Origin of the sequence: Pseudomonas sp. TWI929, assembly GCF_039673335.1 — a bacterium.
Taxonomy (GTDB): Bacteria; Pseudomonadota; Gammaproteobacteria; order Pseudomonadales; family Pseudomonadaceae; genus Aquipseudomonas.
This window is the reverse complement of record NZ_JBDJLK010000058.1, coordinates 13358-35847: the sequence shown is the minus strand read 5'-3', so window position 1 is coordinate 35847 and position 22490 is coordinate 13358. Positions and strand designations below refer to the sequence as shown.

Below are 22490 nucleotides of genomic sequence, written 5' to 3'. Positions count from 1 at the left end.
ACCCACTCCCACAGGATTACCACTGCCTTGAACCTTGTGCAGTCCCTGTTGGAGCGGGTTTACCCGCGAAGAGGCCGGCACAGGGCAGCACATATGCTCAGCTCAACACATACCCAACCGGCAACAACGCCGGTGGCAACTGCTGTTCCCCCAAGCCCGTCAAAATATCCCGCTCCACAGTCCGCACCATGGCGTCGGTCGGCAAATCGTTCTCATCCCGCCCAAACGGGTCTTCCAGCTCGTTACCAATCGCATCCAGCCCGAAGAACGTGTACCCGACGATGGTCGTGAACAGCGGCGCCAGCCAGCCCAGCGGCTCGGCCAGGGCAAACGGCAACAGAATGCAGAAGATGTAGATGGTGCGGTGCAGCAACAGCGTATAGGGGAACGGTAGCGGTGTGCCCTTGATCCGCTCACAGGTGGCCTGCACTTCGGTCAGGCCCACCAGCCGTTGTTCCAGCAGGCTGTAGCGCCAATCGCTGATCTGCTGCTGTTCAGCCAGCCGCGAGCACTGTGCGCCAACCCCACGCAAGATGGCATCGCACACATTGTGCGGGCTGATTGCCTCGGGCCGGGCCAGCCAGGGGCGGGCGGCCGCCAGGTCATCCTCGTTGCGCAAGCGCGCATTCAGCGCATGGGCATAACCGCACAGGCTGCGCAGCAGCTCGCTGCGTAGTTTTTCATCGTTGATCACTACGCTTTCGCGCACGAACGAGCGGGTTTCGATAATCAGCTTGCCCCAGGCCTTGCGCCCTTCCCACCAACGGTCATAACAGGCGTTGTTGCGAAAGCTCATGAAGATCGACAGTGACAGGCCAAGCAAGGTGAACGGCGTGGCACTGACCGGGTAGAAAAACGCCGGGTAGTGGCGCTCGACCAGCACGATCAGCGCGGCCAGCAGGGTAACCATCAGGCAGCGCAGGGCAATGCGCTTTACGATCGAACCCTTCAGGGTGAACAGCACACGCAGCACATCGGGGGTGGGGTGGACGATCATGGAAATCCAGAGACGGCCGCTCAGCCGCCGGTCATGTTCATGAAGCGCAGGATCTGCACGTCGCCACCGACTTCGAAGTGATGGCGGTAGGGTTTCAGGTGCAGGGAGTCGCGGATGGCCTTTTCCAGGCGTTCGGGGTTGCCGGGGTGGGCACGCAGCACTTGCTTGAGGTCTACCGAGTGCTCATTACCCAGGCACAACAGCAAGCGGCCCTCGACGGTCAGGCGCACGCGGTTGCAGGTGGCGCAGAAGTTGTGGCTGTGCGGCGAGATGAAGCCGACCCGGGTGTTGGGCGCTTCGGCCAGGCGCCAGTAACGTGCCGGGCCTTGGGAGGATTCGGTCGATTCGACCAGGGTGAACTGTTCGGCCAGCAGCGCGCGTACTTCATCGCTGGAGCAGAACGACTCGCCGCGCTCATGTTCGCTGATTACCCCCAGCGGCATTTCTTCGATGAAGGTGATGTCCAGCTCGCGGTCGATGGCAAAACGCACCAGGTCGACCAACTCATGGTCGTTGCGGCCCTTGAGCACTACGCAGTTGAGTTTGGTGCGCTTGAAGCCGGCCTGGCGTGCGGCGTCGATGCCGGCGACTACCTGGTGCAGGTCGCCAGTGCGGGTCAGTTGCTTGAAGCGTGCGGCGTCCAGGCTGTCGAGGCTGATGTTCAGGCGCGTTACACCGGCGTCGAACAATGGTTGGGCCAGGCGCCCGAGTTGCGAACCGTTGCTGGTCAGGCACAGCTCACGCAGGCCGGGCAGGGCAGCGATGCGCCCGCACAGGTCGACAATGCCCTGGCGTACCAGCGGCTCGCCGCCGGTCAGGCGGATCTTGCGGGTGCCGAGGGCGACGAAGCGCTCGGCCACCAGGAACAGTTCTTCAAGGCTGAGGATTTGCTGGCGCGGCAAAAACTGCATGTCTTCGGCCATGCAGTACACGCAGCGGAAGTCACAGCGGTCTGTGACCGACATCCGCAGGTAGTCGATTTTCCGGTTGAAGCCGTCGATCAGGGCCCGGCTGTTCTGTTCCACGTTGGCGCTCGAATTGGTTGGCACACAACTCCAAGCTATAACCTGGCCGCAGGGGCGTCAAATTGCTTTGTCCGACTGCTTGATCGATGGCCTCTATCATGGCTGCAGGCCAGGCTGTTCAAAGCCTGGACTGCGTCGCGTGTTTCGCGGGTGAACCCGCTCCCACAGGTACGGCGCAAGATTCAGAACCAGTGCGATCCCTGGAGGAGCGGGTTCACCCGCGAAGGCCGCAACGCGGTTTCAGCCCATGATCGACACCGCTTATCACGCCGTAAGATCTTTCGATTGGACGGCTCTACCTCACGCTCCATAGGCTGAAAAAAAGCATCGAAGCGTGAGGATTCATCGCATGAGCCAGGACGAACACATCAGGGACTACAAGGGCGCCGCCGCCGGCTGGGGGGCGCTCAAGAGCGTGACCAAGAGTTGGCTGGGCAGCGAAAACGCCTTCAAGAACCTGCGGGCCATGCTCAAGACCAACCAGAACGGCGGCTTCGACTGCCCCGGCTGCGCCTGGGGCGAGTCGCCGGAAAGCGACATGGTCAAGTTCTGCGAAAACGGCGCCAAGGCGGTGAACTGGGAAGCCACTGGCCGCTCGGTGGACCCGGCATTCTTCGCCAAGTACAGCGTCAGCGCGCTGAAGGAGCAGACCGACTACTGGCTTGAATACCAGGGCCGCCTCACGCACCCGATGCGCTACAACGCTGCCACCGACCACTATGTCGAAACCACCTGGCAAGAGGCCTTCGAACTGGTCGCCAAACACCTGCGTGCGCTGCAGTCGCCGGATGAGGCCGAGTTCTACACCTCGGGCCGGGCCAGCAACGAGGCGGCGTTCCTTTACCAGCTGTTCGTGCGCGCCTATGGCACCAACAACTTCCCCGATTGCTCGAACATGTGCCACGAAGCCAGTGGCGCGGGCATGTCGGAAACCCTCGGGGTGGGCAAGGGCACTGTAGTGTTCCACGACCTGGAGCTGGCCGACGCAATCTTCGTCATCGGCCAGAACCCTGGCACCAATCACCCGCGTATGCTTGAACCGCTGCGCGAGGCGGTCAAGCGCGGTGCCCAGGTGGTGTGCTTCAACCCGCTCAAGGAGCGCGGCCTGGAGCGCTTCCAGCACCCACAGCACCCGTTCGAAATGCTCAGCAACGGCTCCGAGCCGACCTCCAGCGCCTACTTCCGCCCGGCCCTGGGTGGCGACATGGCAGCCATGCGCGGCATCGCCAAGTTTCTGCTGCAGTGGGAGCGCGAAGCCCAGGCCAAGGGCGAGCCAGCGGTGTTCGACCATGCCTTCATCGCCGAGCACACCAGTGGCGTCGATGACTACCTGGCGGCGGTGGACGCCACCCCCTGGGAGCACATCGTCAAGCAATCGGGCCTGACCCTGGCCGAGATCGAGCTGGCCGCACGCATGTACCGCAAGGCCGAGCGGGTCATCATGTGCTGGGCCATGGGCGTCACCCAGCATCGCCATTCGGTGCCGACCGTGCAGGAAATCGTCAACCTGCAACTGCTGCGTGGCAACGTCGGCAAGCCCGGTGCCGGCCTGTCGCCGGTGCGCGGCCACAGCAACGTGCAGGGCGACCGCACCATGGGTATCGACGAGAAACCCAAAGCGGCGTTGCTCGATGCCATCGAAAAACGCTTTCAGTTCCGTGTGCCGCGTGCCCACGGGCATAACGCGGTGCTGGCGATCAAGGCCATGGAAGAAGGGCGGGCCAAGGTGTTTGTCGCCTTGGGCGGTAACTTCGCCCAGGCCACCCCGGACACCCCGCGCACCCACGCGGCGCTGCAGAACTGCGCGCTGACCGTGCAGATTTCCACCAAGCTCAACCGCTCGCACCTGGTTACCGGCCGCGATGCGCTGATTTTGCCGTGCCTGGGCCGTACCGAAATCGACCTGCAGGCCGAAGGGCCGCAAGGCGTGACCGTGGAGGACACCTTCAGCATGGTGCACATCTCCAACGGCCAGTTGCGCCCTCGCTCGCCGCACATGCGCTCGGAGCCGTGGATCATCGCCGGCATGGCCAAGGCCACGCTGGGCAACCAGCCGATCGACTGGGAGTATGCGGTGGCCGATTACAACCGCATTCGCGACATGATCTCCGACGTAATCCCCGGCTTCACCGGCTTCAATGAACGCCTGAATAGCCCGGGCGGCTTCCACCTGGGCAACAATGCCGCCGATCGCAACTTCCGTACGGCCACGGGCAAGGCCCGCTTCATGCCCCACGCGCTGCCCGAGGAACTGGTCAACGCCAAGGTGCTGGCCCGTGGTGACAAGCCCGACCTGATCCTGCAAACCCTGCGTTCGCACGACCAGTACAACACTACCTTGTATGGCCTGGACGACCGCTACCGCGGGGTGTTCGGCCTGCGTGAAGTGGTGTTCGTCAACGAGGCCGACATCCGCCGCCTGGGCTTCGAGCCGGGCGAGCAGGTGGACCTGGTGTCGTTGTGGGAGGATGGCGTGGAGCGGCGGGTGTCGGGGTTCCGCCTGGTGGCCTATGACGTGCCGGAAGGGCAGGCGGCGGCGTACTACCCGGAGACCAACCCGTTGGTGCCGCTGGAGAGTTATGGCGAGGGGACCTATACCCCGACCTCGAAGTTTGTGGCGATCAAGGTGGAGAAAGCCAAGGCCGGGAACCGGATTGCGGCGGTGCTGGCCTCGGATTGATGGGAAGCCTGTGCTGGCCTCTTCGCGGGTAAGCCCGCGAAGAATCCAGCACCGGTCAGGAACGGTTCACCGGATAGGCCGTGGTGTACTTCATCTGTTCCATGGCAAAACTGGAGGTAATGTTCGACAACCCATCGGTGCTGGTAATCAGCTTTTTGTAAAACCGGTCATACGCCGCAATATCGACCACCACCACCCGCAGCATGTAATCCCAGTCCCCCGACATGCGGTAGAACTCCATCACTTCCTCGAACCCGGTCACGGTCGTGGCAAACTGCTCCAGCCACGCGCTGTCGTGGCGCTGGGTCTTGAGCTGGACGAACACGGTAAGCCCCAACCCCAGCTTTTCCGGGTCGAGCAAAGCGACACGGCCGACAATGTAGCCGTCTTCCTCAAGGCGCTTGACCCGCTTCCAGCACGGCGTGCTGGACAAGTTGACGGCCTCGGCCAGGTCCTTCAGCGAGATCGAGGCGTCGCGTTGTAGCAGGGTGAGAATGTGCTGGTCGAAACTGTCCATATTGCGCGCTGGCCGTGCAGATAAATATTTCACAGATTACCCCAAGGCCAGAAGATTTGGGTTGTGCGATAGTGGCAGCCTTAATTCTGCCAATGGGCCTGACCATGTCCGACAAGCCGCGCAATTTCGCCACCCGTACCATCCACGCCGGCGAGCAGTTCAGCGTCGCCGATAACGCCATTTTCCCGGCCATCGTCACCGCCAGTTCGTTCACCAAACGCAGCCTGGACGACAAGCCGGAATACTCCTACAGCCGTGTCGGCAACCCCACCCGGCATGCCTACGAAACCTGTGTCGCCGCCCTGGAAGAAGGCGTGGGCGCGGTTGCCTGCGCCTCGGGGGTGAATGCCACTGCGACCGTGCTGGAGCTGCTGCCCAAGGATGCCCACGTGGTGGTAATGAACGGCGTGTACGGTGGCACCTTCCGCATCCTCGAAGACTACCGCAGCCGCACCTCGGGCTTGACCACCACCTATGTCGACCTTAACGACCTCGAGGCGGTCGCCGCCGCCATCAAGCCGGAAACCCAGCTGATCTGGATCGAATCGCCGACCAACCCATTGCTGCACCTGGTCGACATCAAGGCAGTGTGCGACCTGGCCAAGGCGCGGGGCATTCTCACCTGCATCGACAACACCTTCTGCTCGCCATGGAACCAGCGCCCGATCACCCTGGGTGTGGACCTGGTGATGCACTCGGCCAGCAAGTACATCGGCGGCCACTCCGACCTCACCGGCGGTGTGGTGGTGGCGGCCAATGATGCGCTGCTGGCGCGCCTGCGCCGTATCAGCATGGCAATTGGCGCGGTGCAGGGGCCGTTCGATTGCTACCTGGCCCTGCGCGGCCTGAAAACCCTGGATGTACGCATGGAGCGCCAGTGTGCCAACGCCCTGCAGGTGGCGCGCTTCCTCGAAAACCACGCGCAGGTCGAGCAGGTGTATTACCCAGGGCTGGAAAGCCACCCGCAGCATGAGCTGTGCAAACGCCAGATGCGCAGTGGCGGGGCGGTGGTGGCGATGAAGGTGAAAGGCGACCGCGCCGCACTGAACCGCCTGGTGGAGGCGCTGCAGATCTTTGTGCTGGCCGACTCGCTGGGCGGGGTGGAGAGCATGATCAACCACTCCTGGAGCATGTCGCACTGCTCGTTGAGCCCGGAGCAGAAAGGCGTGATGGGGATCAGCGAGAACCTGCTGCGCTTGTCGGTGGGGATCGAGGATTACCGCGACCTGGTCGAGGACCTGGATGGGGCGTTGAACGCGCTGGTTGTTGTGTAAGGGCTGCTGGCCTCTTCGCGGGTAAAACCCCTCCAACATCGGACCGCGTACCTGGTAGGAGCGGGGTTACCCGCGAAGAGGCCGGCAGCTTCAATGAATTCCGGTCAGGATTTGGGCGGATGAATGATCCGTTCGATCTTGTCCTTGATCAGCAACCGCTCCTTGCGCAGGCGGTTGACGGCCTCGTCGTTGGTACCGTTGCCTTCGGCGGCTACCACCTCCTTGTCCTTGGCGTTGTATTCCTTGTGCAGTGAATGCAGCGCCTGGTCCTTTTCCATGAGCGCCTGGAATTTCTCAGCGGTAACGTGCAGGTCAGCGAGCAGATCATGCGGAACTGGCATTTCTTCACCTCTGTCAGGGTTGTCGGTAAGGTCCTGACCACTGAGGATAGCCGCCTTTGCGCAGGCTGGTGACGGCGCTCCGGCTGAACGGCAGCTGAAAGAAATGCAGTTAAACGCCAAAACACGCGCCTTCACGAAATTGTTACCAACTTTTTCACAAAAAATTGATGACGCGCTTTCTAGAGTTCGCCCAACTTTCCCACGGTGCCATACGGCCTGGGGGTTGATAATCACTCTTGATTGCGAACGCTGATGCTCAACTTCAAATCCCTGCGGACTGAATGGGTCACGCTGCTGGCCAGCCTTTACCTGCTGATTGGCTTCAACATGTTCCTTTGGGGGCACCTGCAAGAGGTCGTGCCTGCTGGCCTGTCGGGGCTTTGGCTGAGCCTGGCGTTCGCCATGCTGATGTTGTTCGCGTTCAACCTGATACTGACGCTGTTTGCCTTCCGTTATGTATTGAAACCGCTATTGATCATCTTGTTCATGAGTGGCGCGGGCGTCGCTTACTTCATGAACCGGTACGGTGTACTTATTGATGCCGGTATGTTCCGCAATATGGCAGAGACCAATATTGCGGAAGTGCGCGACCTGATGTCGTTCAAGTTTGCCGCCTATATCCTGCTGCTGGGCGTGCTGCCTTCGATACTGTTGTGGAAGGCCAGGATCGCCTATCGCCCCTGGCACCGCGAGCTGCTGGGCAAGCTGGTGGTCAGCGGTGCCTGCGTAGTGGCCCTGGGTTCGGTGGCGCTGGTCAACTACCAGGGCCTGTCGTCGCTGTTTCGCAACCACCACGAACTGCGCCTGATGCTTACCCCTAGCAATATTGTCGGTGCCTCCATTGGTTATGTCAGCGAGCGCGTCGGTACGGCATCGCGCCCGTTCCAGAGTTATGGCGAAGATGCCAAGCGTGATGTTGCCTGGCAAAAACATGAGCGCAAGTCGCTGACCGTGCTGGTGGTGGGTGAAAGTGCCCGGGCAGACCATTTTGGTGTGCTGGGCTATGACCGCGATACCACGCCGAATCTTGCCAAGGAGCAGGGCCTACTGGCGTTTTCCGACGTGCACTCGTGCGGCACGGAAACTGCCGTCTCGGTGCCATGCATGTTCTCTGGCATGAAGCGCAAGGACTACGATGCCCGCGTGGCGAAGAACCGCGAAGGCCTGCTGGATATCCTTCAGCGTGCCGGCCTGGCGGTGCAGTGGCGCGATAACCAGTCGGGCTGCAAGGGCACTTGCGACCGCGTGCAGTTCATCGATGTCAGCAACCTCACCGACCCGCAGCTGTGCGCCAATGGCGAATGCCATGACCAGATCCTGCTGCAAGGCCTGGATGAACTGATCGACAACCTCGACAAAGACACCGTGCTGGTGCTGCACCAGATGGGCAGCCATGGCCCTGAGTACTTCAAGCGTTACCCAGGCGCCGACCAGCGCTTCGGCCCGGTGTGCCAGAGCAACGCGCTGGACCAGTGCAGCGAGCAGGAGATCATCAACGGCTACGACAATACCCTGGCCTACACCGACAAGGTGCTGGCCTCGCTGATCGACACCCTGCGCAGCAAGCAGGACAAGGTCGACACGGCGATGATCTACCTGTCCGACCATGGCGAGTCGCTGGGCGAGTACAACCTGTTCCTGCACGGCACCCCGTACGCCATTGCCCCCGAGCAGCAGAAGCACGTGCCGCTGCTGACCTGGTTCTCCGACAGCTACAAGGAGGACTTCGGCGTCGACACCGACTGCCTGGCCAAGCTCAGCGATGCCCCGCTGTCGCAGGACAACCTGTTCCACTCGATGCTCGGCCTGTTGCAGGTACACACCGAGGTCTATCAGCAGTCGCTGGACATGTTCGCCAGCTGCCGGCCTTGGCTGGCGGCCAAGCGCTGATCGTTTGAAACCCATTTGCGGGCACGCCCGCTCCTACAAGCCCACTGCTACCCTTGAGGCGTGCGCTGTACTTGTGGGAGCGGGCGTGCCCGCGAATGGTCTTTACGCACCGTTTATCTATTCCAAGGATGGCGCAGGTTTCACCAGCAGTGCCCGCGCCGTATATACTGCGCGCCAATGTTAGTGGGAGAGCCTCGTGGCCATCGAAATACACTGGATCCGTGACGACCAGAGCCTGGCCGAACACTGCCGCGACTGGCACCATCTGCCCTTCGTCGCCGTCGACACCGAATTCATGCGGGTCGACACCTTCTACCCGAAAGCCGGGCTGATCCAGATCGGCGACGGCCAGCGGGCCTTCCTGATCGACCCGCTGCTGATCGACAATTGGCAACCCTTGGCCGACCTGCTGGAAGACAGCAGCGTGGTCAAGGTGTTGCACGCCTGCAGCGAAGACCTCGAAGTGTTGCTGCGCCTGACCGGCAAACTGCCCCAGCCGCTGTTCGACACACAGCTGGCCGCTGGCTACCTGAACCTGGGCTTCTCCATGGGCTATTCGCGCCTGGTGCAGGACGTGCTGGGCATCGAGCTGCCCAAGGGCGAAACCCGCTCCGACTGGCTGCAGCGCCCGCTCTCGGAAACCCAGGTCAGCTATGCCGCCGAGGATGCCGTGCACCTGGCCGAGCTGTTCACCGCCCTGCGCCCGCGCCTGTCTGACGACAAGTACGCCTGGGTGCTGGAAGACGGCGCCGAGCTGGTCGCCCAGTTGCGCCGCGAAGTCGAGCCCGAAAGCCTGTACCGCGACGTCAAGCTGGCCTGGAAGCTGGCGCCCCAGCAATTGGCGGTGCTGCGTGAGCTGTGCGCCTGGCGCGAGCGCGAAGCGCGCAACCGCGATGTGCCGCGTAACCGCATCCTCAAGGAGCACTCGTTGTGGCCCATGGCCAAGAGCCAGCCGAACAACCTGTCGGCGCTGGCCAAGATCGACGAGATGCACCCGCGCACCATCCGTCAGGACGGTGAGTTCCTCATCCAGCTGATCAAGCGCGCTGCCAGCCTGCCTGCCGAACAGTGGCCACAGGCCTTGCCCGAGCCGCTGCCGATCGAGGCCGCCGGCATCCTCAAGCAGCTACGTGCCATCGGCCAGGCCGAAGGCGAGCGCCTGGGGATAGCCCCCGAACTGATGCTGCGCAAGAAAGCCCTGGAGGCGCTGCTCAAGAGCGGCTACCCCAATGGCCCTTATCAACTGCCCGATTCGCTGCGCGGCTGGCGCCGTGAGCGCATGGGCCAGGCCCTGCTGGACAACCTGGCAGGTGCCGGAGAGACCCGATGAAACGCATTTGCTCGATCTACAAGAGCCCCCGCAAGAACGAAATGTACCTGTACGTGCTCAAGGCCGACGGCCTGGAGCGCGTACCCGAAGGCCTGCTGCCGTTCTTCGGCACCCCTGTGCACGCCTTCGACCTGGTGCTCAGCCCCGAGCGCAAGCTGGCCCGCGAGGATATCGCCAAGGTGCTGGAGAACCTCGACAACCAGGGCTACCACCTGCAGATGCCGCCGCCGGATGACGACTACATCGAGCACTTGCCCGAAGAGTTGCTGCGCCGTAACGACCCGGCCTGATCATGCGCGTACTGATTGCTGAGCATGATCATGCTCGATACGCCGAGCTTTTGCGCGCAGCCGCGCCTGAAGTGGAAATCCTGACCAGTGGCGACTCCGCCGAACTGGCACGCCAGGCACCGCAGTGCCCGGTGTGGCTGGGCCAGCCAGACCTGCTGGCGAGCCTGCTGCGCCAGGGCCACAAACCTGAGTGGATGCAATCGACCTGGGCCGGTATCACGCCGTTGCTGGCCGATGGCCTGCCGCGTGATTACCGCCTGACCCGTGCGGTGGGCATCTTTGGCCAGGTGATGGCCGAGTACATGCTTACCTACATGCTCGGCCATGAGCGCGAAGTGCTGTCGCGCCTGGTCAGCCAGGTGGAACGGCGTTGGGATGACCGCCCGGGCTGCAGCCTGGAAGGGCGCAAGGTGTTGGTCGTCGGCACCGGCGACATTGGCCAGCGGGTGGCCGAGTTCCTGCAGCCGTTTGGCGTGGTGCTGTACGGCGTTGCCAGCAGCGCCCGTGAACAGGCGCCGTTCGTCGAGGTGGCCGCGCTGGCCGAGCTGCCGCGCATGGTTGGCCAGGTCGACTACGTGCTTAACCTGCTGCCGGATACCCCGGCCACTCACGACCTGTATGACGCGGCGCTGTTCAAGTGCTTCCAGCCCACGGCGCTGTTCATCAATGCCGGGCGTGGCGCGGCAGTGGTCGATGCAGACCTGGTCGAGGCGCTGAAGGAAGGCCATCTGGCGGGGGCGGTGATCGATGTGTGCCGGCAGGAGCCGCTGCCCAAGCAGCACCCGTTCTGGACCGCGTGGGGGTTACTGCTGACTGGGCACAGCTCGGCACCTACCTCGCCGGCGGCGATGGTGCGGTTGTTTGTCGAGAATGTGCGGGCGTATGCGGCAGGGCAGGCGTTGCGTGGCGAAGTGGACTTCGCCCGGGGCTATTGATTGCTGTTGCCTGTACTGGCCTCTTCGCGGGTAAACCCGCTCCCACAGCTACCCCAGATTTCCAGGGGGCTGTGCAATCCCTGTGGGAGCGGGTTCACCCGCGAAGAGGCCAGCACCGACGACACAAGGCTTACAGGCTGAAATCACCTTCAGCAGCCAGCTCACTCAGCGGCTTGCGCGGGCTCGGCACTTCACGCGCCTGCAGAGCTTCGTCCAGGCTGGCCTTGTCACCCAGCTTGCCGATCGCCACCATGGCATGCAGCACGTAGCCTTCAGGAATCTTCAACTCCTGACGCGCCAGTTCCTGGTCGAAACCTGCCATGCCATGGGTATGCCAGCCACTGATGCTGGCCTGAAGGGCCAGGTGCCCCCAGGCGGAACCGGTGTCGAAGGTGTGCCACAGTGCCGGTTTCTCCTCAGTGGCGCCCGGGGCGGCGAAGGTGGTCTTGGAAATCACCAGCACCAGCGCCGACGCCTGCTGTGCCCAGCTGCGGTTGAACGGCACCAGCAGGCTCAGGTAACGCTCCCAGTTCGGCGTATCACGGCGGGCATAAAGGAAGCGCCAAGGTTGCGAGTTGTACGCCGACGGTGCCCAGCGGGCGGCTTCGAGGAAGCTCAGCAGGGTCTCTTCACTGATCGGCTCGGCGGTGAAGGCGCGTGGCGACCAGCGGTTGATGAACTGTTCGTTGATGGCGTAATCGGCAATGCGGGGGTTGGCGCTCATGGCTGCTCCTGCAAAAGGACGGGAAAGGCGCACGCTACTGCGTCCCGTCGCGACTGACAAGCGGTCTGGCTTTGCCGAAGCCCAGGCTCTAGACTGGCGCCGCCGCGCGCCGTGGCCCCAAGATGAATGCAGGAAACCCGTGTAATGATCGCTGAAAACGCGCCGTTCTGGCGGCGCAAGACCCTCGAACAACTCAACCCGCAAGAGTGGGAATCGCTGTGCGATGGCTGCGGCCTGTGCTGCCTGCAAAAGCTTGAGGACGAGGACGACAACAGCGTCTATTACACGCGTATCGCCTGCAAGTTGCTGGACCTCGACACCTGCCAGTGCAGCGACTACCCCAACCGCTTCGCCCAGGTGCCTGACTGCATCCAGCTCACCCCGGGCAAGGCCGACCAGTTCAAATGGCTGCCGAGCACCTGCGGCTACCGCCTGGTCAGCGAGGGCAAGGACCTGCCCGCCTGGCATCACCTGGTCTGCGGCGATCGCCAGCAGGTCCATGAACAGCGCATTTCCCAGTCGGGGCGTATGCTCAGGGAGCAGGATGTGGACGAAGACGACTGGGAAGACCATCTGATCTTTCGCGCCAGCTGACCGGCGCAGCCCGCTGCCACGGGGAAACAAGGAGTTTCTGTATGCGTTGCCCGCTGTTGTTGCTGTTGGGCCTGATGGCCAGTTCGCCGGCTTGGGCGAAAAAGGTCGATCTCGACTACCAGGTGCGTCTGTTGCCTGCCAGTGGCCAGGCGGAAGTCCGCGTTACCTTGGCCGAGGGCAGCGCCGTGCGCAGTCTGGACTTCGACCTGGGCAAGGCCGGGGCCTACAGCGGCTTCCAGGCCGATGGCCAATGGCAGTTGCAGGGCCAGCGCGGCGTATGGCAGCCGGCGCCCGGCAAGACCAGCCTCAGCTACCGTGTGCAACTGGACCAGAAGCTCTCCAGCGGTGCCTATTCCTCGCGTATCACCCCACACTGGGCGCTGTTTCTCGGCGACCAGCTGGTGCCGCCTGCGCGCCTCGACCAGCAGGATGGCACCGAGCTGGTGGCACGCCTGGCGTTCGACCTGCCCGATGGCTGGAAAAGCATCGAGACGTCCTGGCCGCGTATCGGCAAGGACAAGTTCCGCATCGATAACGTTTCGCGCCTGTTCGACCGCCCGACTGGCTGGATGCTCGCCGGCGACCTCGGCAGCCGCCGCGCCCGCCTGGGTGATACCGAGGTGACCGTGGCCGCGCCGGTGGGGCAGGGCATGCGGCGTATGGACAGCCTGACCTTGCTGACTTTTGTCTGGCCGCAGTTGCAGGCAGTGTTCCCACGCAACCCGCCAAAACTGCTGCTGGTCGGTGCCCGTGATGGCATGTGGCGCGGGGCGATGGCGGCGCAGGGGTCGCTATACCTGCACAGCGCCAGGCCGATGGTAAGCGAGAACGGCAGCAGCCCGCTGCTGCGCGAAGTGGTGCAGTTGTTTGCGCAGATCCATGGGCGCGACGGCAACGACTGGCTGGTGGAAAGCCTGACCGACTACTACGCCAGCGAGTTGCTGCGCCGTTCGGGCGGGGTGAGCGATGACCGTTACCAGGCCTGGCAGGCGCGCCTGAGCAAGCAAGGCGCCAAGGTTACCCGGCTCAAGGGCGAGCGTGCCAGCCCGGCCCAGGTGGCCCGCGGGGTGCTGCTGCTGCAGGCGCTGGACAAGGAAATCCGCATCCACACCCAGGCCAAGCGCTCGCTGGACGATGTGGTGCGCGGGCTGATGCGCTTGCCTAGCGTCAGCACCGAAGACTTCGTGCAAATCAGCGAAAACGTGCTGGGGCGGCGCTCCGAAGTGCTGCAGAGCAAGGCGCTGCGCTAGGCCTCTCTATCCCCTGTACTGGCCTCCTCGCGGGCACGCCCGCGAAGAGGCCAGTACAGGCTAGTGATATGGCTAGAGCCATGAGCCCTCTGTCGGAGCTGGCTTGCCGGCGATAGGGCCATTACAGGCAATGCAAAATCAACTGCCAGTCAACGGGTCCTTGCCAGTCACCGTCACCCCGCGTGTCGCCGCCTTGGCGCTGGCCTTCAACGCCTCCAGCTCCGCCGCACTGCGTGCTATATCCGAATGCAACCGCTGATACTCCTGGCGATGCCGCTGCCACCAGGCCTTGGTTGAGCAATGGCCGCTGACCCCACGCGCCACCGCCAGCCCACCCACCACCATCTGCAGCAGCCCGACCAGGCCGCCATGGCGCAGCCCCTTGCTGAACATCAGCGCGCCCCCAGCCAACGAACTGACTCGCTCCAGTCCATGGACATTGTGCTGCGATGACGCAGCGGAATGGATATCGAGCATGACAACCCCTCCATGTGAAATGTAAGCAGCTGACTCGCAGCACGCCGCTCGCGTTCATTCGGGTCGCCAAGCGGCAACCCATGTCGCATCCAGGGCTCTGCCATGCGTCTTTGAGCGTTGCCAATGTCATTTATGGTCAAGTCCTTGGCGGATCCAGTCAACTTGACTGCCCCCTCGCTGGCGTACCGTGACCGGGCGCGAAGCTCATCCACGCTGGGTTTCGATCCAGGAGCTTCACGTCCCCCCACAAAGAAAACAAAAGCAGGGATCAGGATGACAATGACAAGCGCGAGTGGCGCCGGCAATCAGCTGGCGCAAGGCTTCAAGCAACGCCATGTGACCATGCTCTCCATCGCCGGGGTGATCGGTGCCGGGTTGTTCATCGGCTCCGGGCACGCCATTGCGGCGGCCGGCCCTTCGGCTATCGTCGCCTATGCCCTGGCCGGTGCATTGGTAGTGCTGGTGATGCGCATGCTCGGGGAAATGGCCGTCGCCAGCCCCGATACCGGCTCGTTCTCCACCTACGCCGACCGCGCCATCGGCCGCTGGGCCGGCTTTACCATCGGTTGGCTGTACTGGTGGTTCTGGGTGCTGGTGATTCCCATCGAGGCCATTGCCGCTGGCGTAGTACTCAACAACTGGTTCCCGCACATCGATGCCTGGTTCTTCGCCCTGAGCATGACTGTGCTGCTTACCGCCACCAACCTGTTCAGCGTGGCCAAGTACGGTGAGTTCGAGTTCTGGTTCGCCATGCTCAAGGTTATCGCCATAGTCGCCTTCATCGCCCTGGGTGCCGCGGCCTTGGCCGGTGTATTGCCCGGTCGGGAAGTCAGTGGCCTGCCATTGCTGCTGGCGCAGCAGGGCGGCTTCATGCCCAATGGCTGGACGGCGATCATTGGTGCCTTGCTGACCACCATGTTCAGCTACCTGGGTACCGAAGCCGTGACCATCGCCGCCTCCGAGTCGAAAGACCCGGCGCGCAACATCGCCAAGGCCACCCGCTCGGTCATCTGGCGTATCAGTGTGTTCTACCTGCTGTCGATCTTCGTGATCATCTCGGTGGTGCCGTGGAACGACCCGCTGCTGCCGGTACAGGGTTCCTACCAGCGCGCTCTGGAAATCATGCACATCCCCTACGCCAAGCTGCTGGTGGACATGGTGGTACTGGTGGCGGTGGCCAGCTGCCTGAACTCGTCGATCTATATTTCGTCGCGAATGCTCTACTCGCTGAGCAAACGTGGTGATGCGCCGGGCTTCATCCAGCGCACCTCGAAGGTGGGCGTGCCGCGTGCGGCGGTGATCGGCAGCACGCTGATCGGCATGTTGGCGACCATCGTCAACTACTTTGCCCCGGCTGAGGTGTTTGCCTTCCTGCTGGCCAGCTCCGGGTCGATTGCCTTGCTGGTGTACCTGGCGATTGCCTTCTCGCAACTGCGCATGCGCGCCATCCTGCAGCGGCAGAACGTCGAGATCGCCTTCAAGATGTGGCTGTACCCGTGGCTGACCTATGCAGTGATCGGCTTCATCATCTTTGCCCTGGGCACCATGTTCGTCATGCCTCAGCACCGCATGGAGGTGTCGCTGACCCTGGCGTTGGCGTTGGTGATCCTGGTGCTGGGGGTGATTACCAGCAAGCGGCATGCGCGGCGCGAGGCCTTGGCGACCGCGTGATCAGATTTGTGTGAATGAAAAAGGAAGCCACCTGCCTGCAGGTGGCTTTTTTGTTTGCGCTGTCTGGCCCCATCGCCGGCAAGCCAGCTCCCACAGGGACCTCACAGCATTCAGGGCCTGTGTAGTACCTATGGGCGCTGGCTGGCCGGCGATAGGGCCCGAGCAGGCGGTGAAATTTTAGGCATTTGTCTTGTCTGGCGAATTTCCTGTCCGGTTTGGCAATGCAGCCCCAAGGGTGTTTAATTCCACCCCTGAGCCCTCTGGAACCCTTTAAAACAAAGGCCCAGATAGAATTCACCGTTCATCGAAAATGCTGTAGACACATTGTCTAACAGTACCCTATAGTCGTTATACAAATAGTAGACATAGCTCTATGACAACAAAGAAGGCCGCCATGAAAGCCACCGTCCAACCACTCGCCGCAGAAGTGCCGCAGGACCGCAAAGCCGTCCTGGCCGAAGCACTGCGCCGCCGGATTCTCAGCATGGAACTGGCCCCGGGCGCGGTGGTGGACGAACTGGCCCTGTGCGACGAGTTCGGCCTGTCGCGCCCCCCAGTGCGTGAGCTGCTGCGCCAGATCGCCGCCGAAGGCTACATCGAACTGGAAGCCAACCGTGCGCCACGCGTTGCCGCCATGAACCACGAGTCGTTGCACAGCTTCTACGTCGCCGCCCCGCTTATCTACGTTGCTACCACCCAGCTGGCTGCCACCTACGCCAGTGCCGATGAAATCGAAGTGCTCAAAGCCATCCAGGCCCAGTTCCGCCAGGCCATCGAAGAGCGCGACGTGGAAAACCGCGTGCTCTACAACGACGCCTTCCACCTGGAAATCGGCAAGATGGCGCACAACGACTACCTGCTGCCGAGCCTGCGTCGCCTGCTGATCGACCACACCCGGCTGGGCAAGATCTTCTATCGCCACCCAACCACCGATGACATGCAGCGCGACCTTGAAGTGGCCTGCGAGCAGCACGAACAGATGATCCAGGCCATCGAGCGCCGCGACCCGCAAGCCGCTGGCCAGCTGGTGCGCGAGCATTTCGAGCTGTCGCGTCGGCGCATGGCCGAGTACGCCGCACCACAAGGGTTGGATGTACCGATCCAGATATGAATTACCCAGGTCAGGCCGCCGCTGCTGACCACACGTCAACAACAAGATCCAGGTTAGTGACATGACAAGAATAAGTTCGTTACCTGCTGATGATGCCACCTGTGGCTGGTACCACCTGAGCAAACCCCGCACGCCAAGGCCGGCCCACAGTGGCCACAGCCAGGCGCGTTGGGTGGTGGTCGGCGCCGGCTTCACCGGCCTGGCGGCTGCACGCCAGCTGGCAACGAACTTCCCGGATGACGAGATCGTGTTGATCGAGGCCCAGGAGGTCGGTTTCGGCACCTCTGGCCGTAACGCCGGTTTTGCCATCGACCTGCCGCACGATATCGGCGCCGAGGACTACATCGGCGACATCGACATCGCCAAGACCGTGCTCAAGCTCAACCTGGGTGGCCAGTCGTACCTCAAGGAGCTGATCGAGCGCTACGACATCGAGTGCCAGTTCCGCCACTGCGGCAAGTACCAGGCGGCCATCGAAGACCGCGGCATCGCTGTGCTGGATGCCTATCGCCGTGGCCTGGACAAGCTGGGCCAGCCTTACGAAGTGATCGAAGGCCGCGATCTGCCTGACCACATCGGCACGCACTTCTACCGCAAGGGCCTGTTCACCCCCGGTACCGCTTTGCTGCAACCCTCGGCGCTGGTCAAAGGCCTGGCTGACAGCCTGCCGAGCAATGTTTCACTGTACGAGCAAACGCCGATCACCGATGTCGAGTACGGTGACAAGGTAGTGCTGCGCCACGCCAACGGTTCGATCACCGCCGACAAGCTGGTGCTCACCACCAACGCCTTCGGCATGAGCTTCGGCTTCCTTAAGGGCCGCATGCTGCCGGTGTTCACCTACGGCAGCATCACCCGCCCGCTGACCGAGGAAGAACAGGCCCGCCTGGGTGGCAAACCCTACTGGGGCGTGATCCCCGCCGACCCGTTCGGCACCACCATGCGCCGCACCGTCGACAACCGCCTGCTGATCCGCAACAGCTTCAGCTACAACCCCGACGGGCGCAGCAACCGCAAATACCTGGAACGCTTCGTCCAGCGTCACCGCGAATCGTTCGCCCGGCGTTTCCCGATGTTGCCCGGGGTGAACTTCGAATACACCTGGGGCGGTGCATTGGCACTGTCGCGCAACCACATGGGCTTCTTTGGCAAGTTGGCGCCCAATGTGGTCGGCGCACTGTGCTGCAATGGCCTGGGCGTTACCCGTGGAACGGTCACCGGCAAGTTGCTGGCGGACTGGCTGGCCGGTGACAAGAACGAATTGATCGAATTCTTGCTCAATGCCCCCGGGCCTTGCGCAAACCCGCCGCAGCCCCTGGTTTCCCTGGGCTTGAACGCCAACCTGATGTGGGGGCAGTTCCGCGCTGGCAAAGAAAGCTGATCGCTGACTGAGTTGTAACTTTGAACACTTGATGCCGGAGCTGATTTAGCCGGCACGGGCACCCTTTGCCCGAATTTGATGATCGACCGGTTGGTCGTTCACCCGGGGCTGAATGCTGTTTTCAGTTTCGCGGGCACGCTCGCCTTGAATATGTGCATGTAGCAGAAGTGGTAGGAACAACAATGACAAATCCGAATGTTTCGATTGAAGATGTACCGATCAACAACTTCCACCAGTTGCTGACTTTGCGTTCCGGTGGCGGTTCGTTCGTCGATGGCTATGTACTGAGTATCATCGGCGTGGCCATGGTGCAGATGTCCGCAGGCCTCAGCCTGACCAGTTTCTGGCAGGGCATGATCGCCGCCTCGGCGCTGATCGGCATTTTCTTCGGTGGCTTCTTCGGCGGTTGGCTGACCGACCGCTTCGGCCGCAAGCGCGTGTTCTTCGTCGGCCCGACCCTGTTCATCCTGGCCTCGGTGGCGCAGTTCTGGGTGGAATCGGCCCTGGCGTTGTTCCTGCTGCGCTTTGCCATCGGTATTGCGGTGGGCATCGAGTACCCGGTGGCCACCTCGCTGCTGGTTGAGTTCCTGCCCAAGAAGAACCGTGGCCCACGCCTGGCCACCCTGACCGTGCTGTGGTTCGCTGGTGCCGCTACCGCCTACATGGTCGGTGAGTCGATCCTGCGCCACGGCGGCGACGATGCCTGGCGCCTGGTGCTGGCCAGTGCTGCGGTGATCGGCGCGCTGCTATTCGCGATCCGTATGGGCACCCCCGAGTCGCCGCGCTGGTTGATCAGCAAAGGCCGCTCGGCCGAAGCCGAGCAGGTGATCAAGCGTGTGTATGGCAACGGCTTCTCGCTGAAAAACCTGCCGGAAGAACCCAAGACCCGCAAGCTGTCGTTCCTCAGCCTGCTGCACTCCGGCTATGGCAAGCGCATGCTGTTCGTCACCATGTTCTGGACTTGCTCGGTGATCCCGGTGTTCGCCGTCTACGCTTTCGCTCCTAAGGTGCTGGGTGCGCTCAACCTAAAAGGGGATTGGGCAGCCATCGGGTCGGTCGCCATCACCTGCCTGTTCGTGGTCGGTTGCATCATCGGCACCCGCCTGCTGAACACCATTGGCCGGCGTACCACGCTGCTGCACAGCTTCTTCTGGTCGGGGCTGGCGCTGTTGGGCCTGGGTGCTTTCAGCAACGGCAACGAGATGCTCATCCTCGCGCTGTTCGGCGCCTACGCTTTGTTCATCGGTGGCGCCCAGGTGTTGCAGCTGGTGTACCCCAACGAACTGTTCCCCACCGAAATCCGTGCTGGCGCCGTGGGCGTGGGCACCTCGATGTCGCGCATCGGTGCCGCAGTCGGCACCTGGCTGGTGCCCATCGCCCTCGACAGCTATGGCATCGGCGCAACCATGTATGCCGCCGCCGCCGTGACCTTTGTCGGCTTGGCGTTTTCCGTCGCGCTGGCGCCGGAAACCCGTTCGCTGAACCTGCAGCAGGCGGCCTCGCTGAGCTGAACCCATACAACCACCGCAGCGTCGTTGCTGCGGGTTTTACAACACTGAGCAACGCACTGGAGAACCTACCGTGAAATTCGAAGGCATCTACACCCCGGCAATCACTCCGCTGGCTGCGGACGGCTCGATCGACAAGGCGGCGTTCGCCGAGGTCCTCGAATACCTGGTCGAGTCGAAAATCCACGGCGTGATCATCGGTGGTTCCACCGGTGAGTACTACGCCCACACCACCCAGGAGCGCATCGACCTGGCCGCCCAGGCCAAGGACGTGCTCAACGGCCGCCTGCCGCTGATCGTCGGCACCGGTGGTATCCGCACCGAAGACGCCGTGGCTTTCGCCCAGCACGCCAAGGAAATCAAGGCCGACGCGCTGCTGGTGGGCACCCCGCCGTACGCGCTGCCGACCCAGCAGGAAATCGCCCTGCACGTCAAAGCCGTCGACGCCGCCGCCGGCCTGCCGATCATGCTCTACAACTACCCAGGCCGCATGAGCGTGAGCATGGGTGAAGAGTTCTTCGATGCCGTTGCCGATGTGAAGAACATCGTTGCCATCAAGGAAAGCTCCGGTGACATGGCCCAGCTGCACCGCCTGGCCATCAAGCGCCCGAACATCCAGCTGTCGTGCGGCTGGGACGACCAGGCCCTGGAGTTCTTCGCCTGGGGCGCCAAGAGCTGGGTCTGCGCCGGCTCCAACTTCATCCCGCGCGAGCACGTGGCCCTGTACGAGGCCTGCGTGATCGAGAAGAACTTCGACAAAGGCCGCAAGATCATGGCCGCCATGATGCCGCTGATGGACTTCCTTGAAGGTGGCAAGTTCGTCCAGGCGATCAAGAACGGCGTTGCCCTGAACGGCCTGAAGACCGGTGGCGTGCGCAAGCCGCTGTACGACCTGGATGACGCCGAGAAGCAAGAGCTCAAGCGTGTGGTCACCGAACTGAAAGCCACCATCGCCCAGATCAAATAAGGAGGCTGGAAAAATGGCTGAATTACTGAGCAAGGAACAATACGCGGCCATCGCCGCCGAGCTGCAACTGCGCACCAAGGCATTCATCGACGGTGAGTTCCGCGATGCCATCTCGGGCAAGACCTTCGTCACCACCAACCCGGCCACCGGCAAGCAGCTGGCCGAGGTCGCCGCCTGCGACGTCAACGACGTCAACGTCGCCGTGGCCGCGGCCAAGCGTGTGTTCGAGGAAGGCACCTGGTCGAAAATGCAGCCGAACGACCGCAAGCACGTGCTGCAGAAGTTCGCCCAGTTGCTGGAAGACAACGCCCATGAGCTGGCGGTGCTGGAAGCGCTGGACAGCGGCAAGCCGGTCAGCGAGTGCCAGACCGTCGACGTGCCGGAAACCATCCACACCATCCGCTGGCACGCCGAGCTGATCGACAAGATCTACGACGCCACTGCCCCGACCGGCAACGCTGCCGTGACCATGGTGGTGCGTGAAGCCATCGGCGTGGTCGGCCTGGTGCTGCCGTGGAACTTCCCGCTGCTGATGCTGGCCTGGAAGATCGCCCCGTCGCTGGCCGCCGGTTGCTCGATCGTGGTCAAGCCGGCCAAGGAAACCACCCTCAGCGCCCTGCGCGTGGCCGAGCTGGCCCACGAGGCTGGTATCCCGGCCGGTGTGTTCAACCTGGTGCCTGGCGGTGGCCGTGAAGTGGGCGAGGCCATCGGCCGCCACATGGACATCCCGATGGTCAGCTTCACCGGCTCCACCGACACCGGCCGCCTGTTCCTCAAGTACGCTGCCGAGTCCAACCTCAAGCGCATCGTCCTGGAGCTGGGTGGCAAGAACCCGGCCGTGGTCATGAACGACTGCGAAGACCTCGACGAAGTGGCGCAGTTCGTCACCGCCGGTGCGTTCTGGAACATGGGTGAGAACTGCTCGGCGTCCTCGCGCCTGATCGTGCACAAGGACGTGAAGGACGAGCTGCTGGGCCTGATCGCCAAGCACCTGAAGGACTGGAAACTGGGCGACCCGCTGGACCCGGACAACCGCCTAGGCGCCATGGTCAGCAAGTCGCACTTCGAGAAGGTGAAGTCGTACCTGGAATACGCTGCCGAGCAGAAACTCAGCATCGTTCAGGGTGGTGAAACCGAAGAAGGCGTGTTCGTGCAGCCGACCATCGTCGACAACGTCAGCCGCGACAACAAACTGTTCGTCGAGGAAATCTTTGGCCCGGTGCTGAGCGTGACCAGCTTCGAAACCATCGACGAGGCGATCGAGCTGGCCAACGACACCGTCTACGGCCTGGCGGCTTCGGCCTACACCGGCAGCCTGCGCAATGCGCTGCGCCTGTCGCGGGAAATCCGCGCGGGCGTGGTCACGGTCAACTGCTTCGGCGAAGGTGATGTGACCACGCCGTTCGGTGGCTACAAAGAGTCTGGCTTTGGTGGGCGCGACAAGTCCATCTGGGCCCATGACCAGTACACGGAGCTGAAGACCATCTGGATCAACGCTTCGTGATCTGAGCAAGACCGGTGCTGTTCT

General features: G+C 62.7%; 20 protein-coding genes. 14 read left to right on the top strand and 6 right to left on the bottom strand.

The window, feature by feature from the left end; translation table 11 throughout:
• Positions 1–97: 97 nt before the first annotated feature.
• Both ABE456_RS20415 and moaA read right to left on the bottom strand, forming a co-directional pair.
• Complete coding sequence (locus tag ABE456_RS20415) at positions 98–997, bottom strand: bestrophin family protein (RefSeq protein ID WP_346645530.1); 900 nt, start codon at positions 995–997, stop codon at positions 98–100.
• A 20-nt stretch (positions 998–1017) separates the two neighbouring features.
• Positions 1018–2022 (bottom strand): GTP 3',8-cyclase MoaA, encoded by a 1005-nt coding sequence (moaA, locus tag ABE456_RS20410; RefSeq protein ID WP_346645533.1) that lies wholly within the window; start codon positions 2020–2022, stop codon positions 1018–1020.
• A 349-nt stretch (positions 2023–2371) separates the two neighbouring features.
• Between moaA and ABE456_RS20405 the strand changes: the two genes are divergently transcribed.
• On the top strand, positions 2372–4702 hold the full coding sequence (locus ABE456_RS20405) for an FdhF/YdeP family oxidoreductase (RefSeq protein ID WP_346645529.1): 2331 nt from the start codon (positions 2372–2374) through the stop codon (positions 4700–4702).
• Between the two features lie 55 nt (positions 4703–4757).
• Here ABE456_RS20405 and ABE456_RS20400 read toward each other — a convergent pair whose 3' ends face one another.
• Positions 4758–5219 (bottom strand): Lrp/AsnC family transcriptional regulator, encoded by a 462-nt coding sequence (locus ABE456_RS20400; RefSeq protein WP_346645528.1) that lies wholly within the window; start codon positions 5217–5219, stop codon positions 4758–4760.
• Between the two features lie 92 nt (positions 5220–5311).
• On the opposite strand from ABE456_RS20400, the gene ABE456_RS20395 reads away from it, so the two are divergent.
• The gene (locus tag ABE456_RS20395) at positions 5312–6493 is read left to right on the top strand and encodes an aminotransferase class I/II-fold pyridoxal phosphate-dependent enzyme (RefSeq protein ID WP_346645532.1); all 1182 of its coding nucleotides are present in this window, start codon (positions 5312–5314) and stop codon (positions 6491–6493) included.
• 104 nt (positions 6494–6597) lie between these two features.
• On the opposite strand, the gene ABE456_RS20390 is transcribed toward ABE456_RS20395, so the two are convergent.
• Positions 6598–6834 (bottom strand): YdcH family protein, encoded by a 237-nt coding sequence (locus tag ABE456_RS20390; protein ID WP_346645527.1) that lies wholly within the window; start codon positions 6832–6834, stop codon positions 6598–6600.
• Positions 6835–7086: 252 nt separating this feature from the next.
• Between ABE456_RS20390 and ABE456_RS20385 the strand changes: the two genes are divergently transcribed.
• The 4 genes from ABE456_RS20385 (at position 7087) to ABE456_RS20370 (ending at position 11279) form a co-directional block, all read left to right on the top strand.
• Positions 7087–8724: a phosphoethanolamine--lipid A transferase gene (locus ABE456_RS20385; RefSeq protein ID WP_346645526.1), complete on the top strand. Its 1638-nt coding sequence runs from the start codon at positions 7087–7089 to the stop codon at positions 8722–8724.
• A gap of 196 nt (positions 8725–8920) precedes the next feature.
• Positions 8921–10054, top strand: coding sequence for a ribonuclease D (rnd, locus tag ABE456_RS20380; RefSeq protein ID WP_346645525.1), 1134 nt, complete (start codon positions 8921–8923; stop codon positions 10052–10054).
• Positions 10051–10344 carry a YcgL domain-containing protein gene (locus tag ABE456_RS20375; RefSeq protein WP_023630461.1) on the top strand — a complete coding sequence of 98 codons (294 nt, stop codon included), beginning with the start codon at positions 10051–10053 and terminating at the stop codon, positions 10342–10344. Before rnd ends, ABE456_RS20375 begins: the two co-directional genes overlap by 4 nt.
• Before the next feature lie 2 nt (positions 10345–10346).
• Complete coding sequence (locus tag ABE456_RS20370; protein ID WP_346645524.1) at positions 10347–11279, top strand: D-2-hydroxyacid dehydrogenase; 933 nt, start codon at positions 10347–10349, stop codon at positions 11277–11279.
• 130 nt (positions 11280–11409) lie between these two features.
• On the opposite strand, the gene ABE456_RS20365 is transcribed toward ABE456_RS20370, so the two are convergent.
• Complete coding sequence (locus tag ABE456_RS20365) at positions 11410–12003, bottom strand: nitroreductase family protein (protein WP_346645523.1); 594 nt, start codon at positions 12001–12003, stop codon at positions 11410–11412.
• Between the two features lie 144 nt (positions 12004–12147).
• On the opposite strand from ABE456_RS20365, the gene ABE456_RS20360 reads away from it, so the two are divergent.
• Together ABE456_RS20360 and ABE456_RS20355 are read left to right on the top strand one after the other, a co-directional pair.
• Positions 12148–12597 (top strand): YcgN family cysteine cluster protein, encoded by a 450-nt coding sequence (locus tag ABE456_RS20360; protein ID WP_346645522.1) that lies wholly within the window; start codon positions 12148–12150, stop codon positions 12595–12597.
• A gap of 41 nt (positions 12598–12638) precedes the next feature.
• On the top strand, positions 12639–13847 hold the full coding sequence (locus ABE456_RS20355) for a hypothetical protein (RefSeq protein WP_346645521.1): 1209 nt from the start codon (positions 12639–12641) through the stop codon (positions 13845–13847).
• A 138-nt stretch (positions 13848–13985) separates the two neighbouring features.
• Here ABE456_RS20355 and ABE456_RS20350 read toward each other — a convergent pair whose 3' ends face one another.
• Positions 13986–14324: a DUF2892 domain-containing protein gene (locus ABE456_RS20350; protein ID WP_346645520.1), complete on the bottom strand. Its 339-nt coding sequence runs from the start codon at positions 14322–14324 to the stop codon at positions 13986–13988.
• Positions 14325–14603: 279 nt separating this feature from the next.
• Between ABE456_RS20350 and gabP the strand changes: the two genes are divergently transcribed.
• From gabP to ABE456_RS20320, 6 genes are all read left to right on the top strand, one after another.
• A complete protein-coding gene (gene gabP, locus ABE456_RS20345) occupies positions 14604–15995 on the top strand; it encodes a GABA permease (RefSeq protein WP_346645519.1) in 1392 nt (463 codons plus the stop codon).
• A 394-nt stretch (positions 15996–16389) separates the two neighbouring features.
• Entirely contained in the window at positions 16390–17106 is a 717-nt protein-coding gene (locus tag ABE456_RS20340; protein WP_346645518.1) for a GntR family transcriptional regulator, read from the top strand.
• 61 nt (positions 17107–17167) lie between these two features.
• The gene (locus ABE456_RS20335) at positions 17168–18487 is read left to right on the top strand and encodes an FAD-binding oxidoreductase (RefSeq protein ID WP_346645517.1); all 1320 of its coding nucleotides are present in this window, start codon (positions 17168–17170) and stop codon (positions 18485–18487) included.
• Positions 18488–18669: 182 nt separating this feature from the next.
• On the top strand, positions 18670–19998 hold the full coding sequence (locus ABE456_RS20330; protein ID WP_346645516.1) for an MFS transporter: 1329 nt from the start codon (positions 18670–18672) through the stop codon (positions 19996–19998).
• 70 nt (positions 19999–20068) lie between these two features.
• On the top strand, positions 20069–20962 hold the full coding sequence (locus ABE456_RS20325; RefSeq protein ID WP_346645515.1) for a dihydrodipicolinate synthase family protein: 894 nt from the start codon (positions 20069–20071) through the stop codon (positions 20960–20962).
• A gap of 13 nt (positions 20963–20975) precedes the next feature.
• Positions 20976–22466, top strand: a complete 1491-nt coding sequence (locus tag ABE456_RS20320; RefSeq protein WP_346645514.1) for an aldehyde dehydrogenase — start codon at positions 20976–20978, stop codon at positions 22464–22466.
• The last annotated feature ends 24 nt before the right edge of the window (positions 22467–22490 follow it).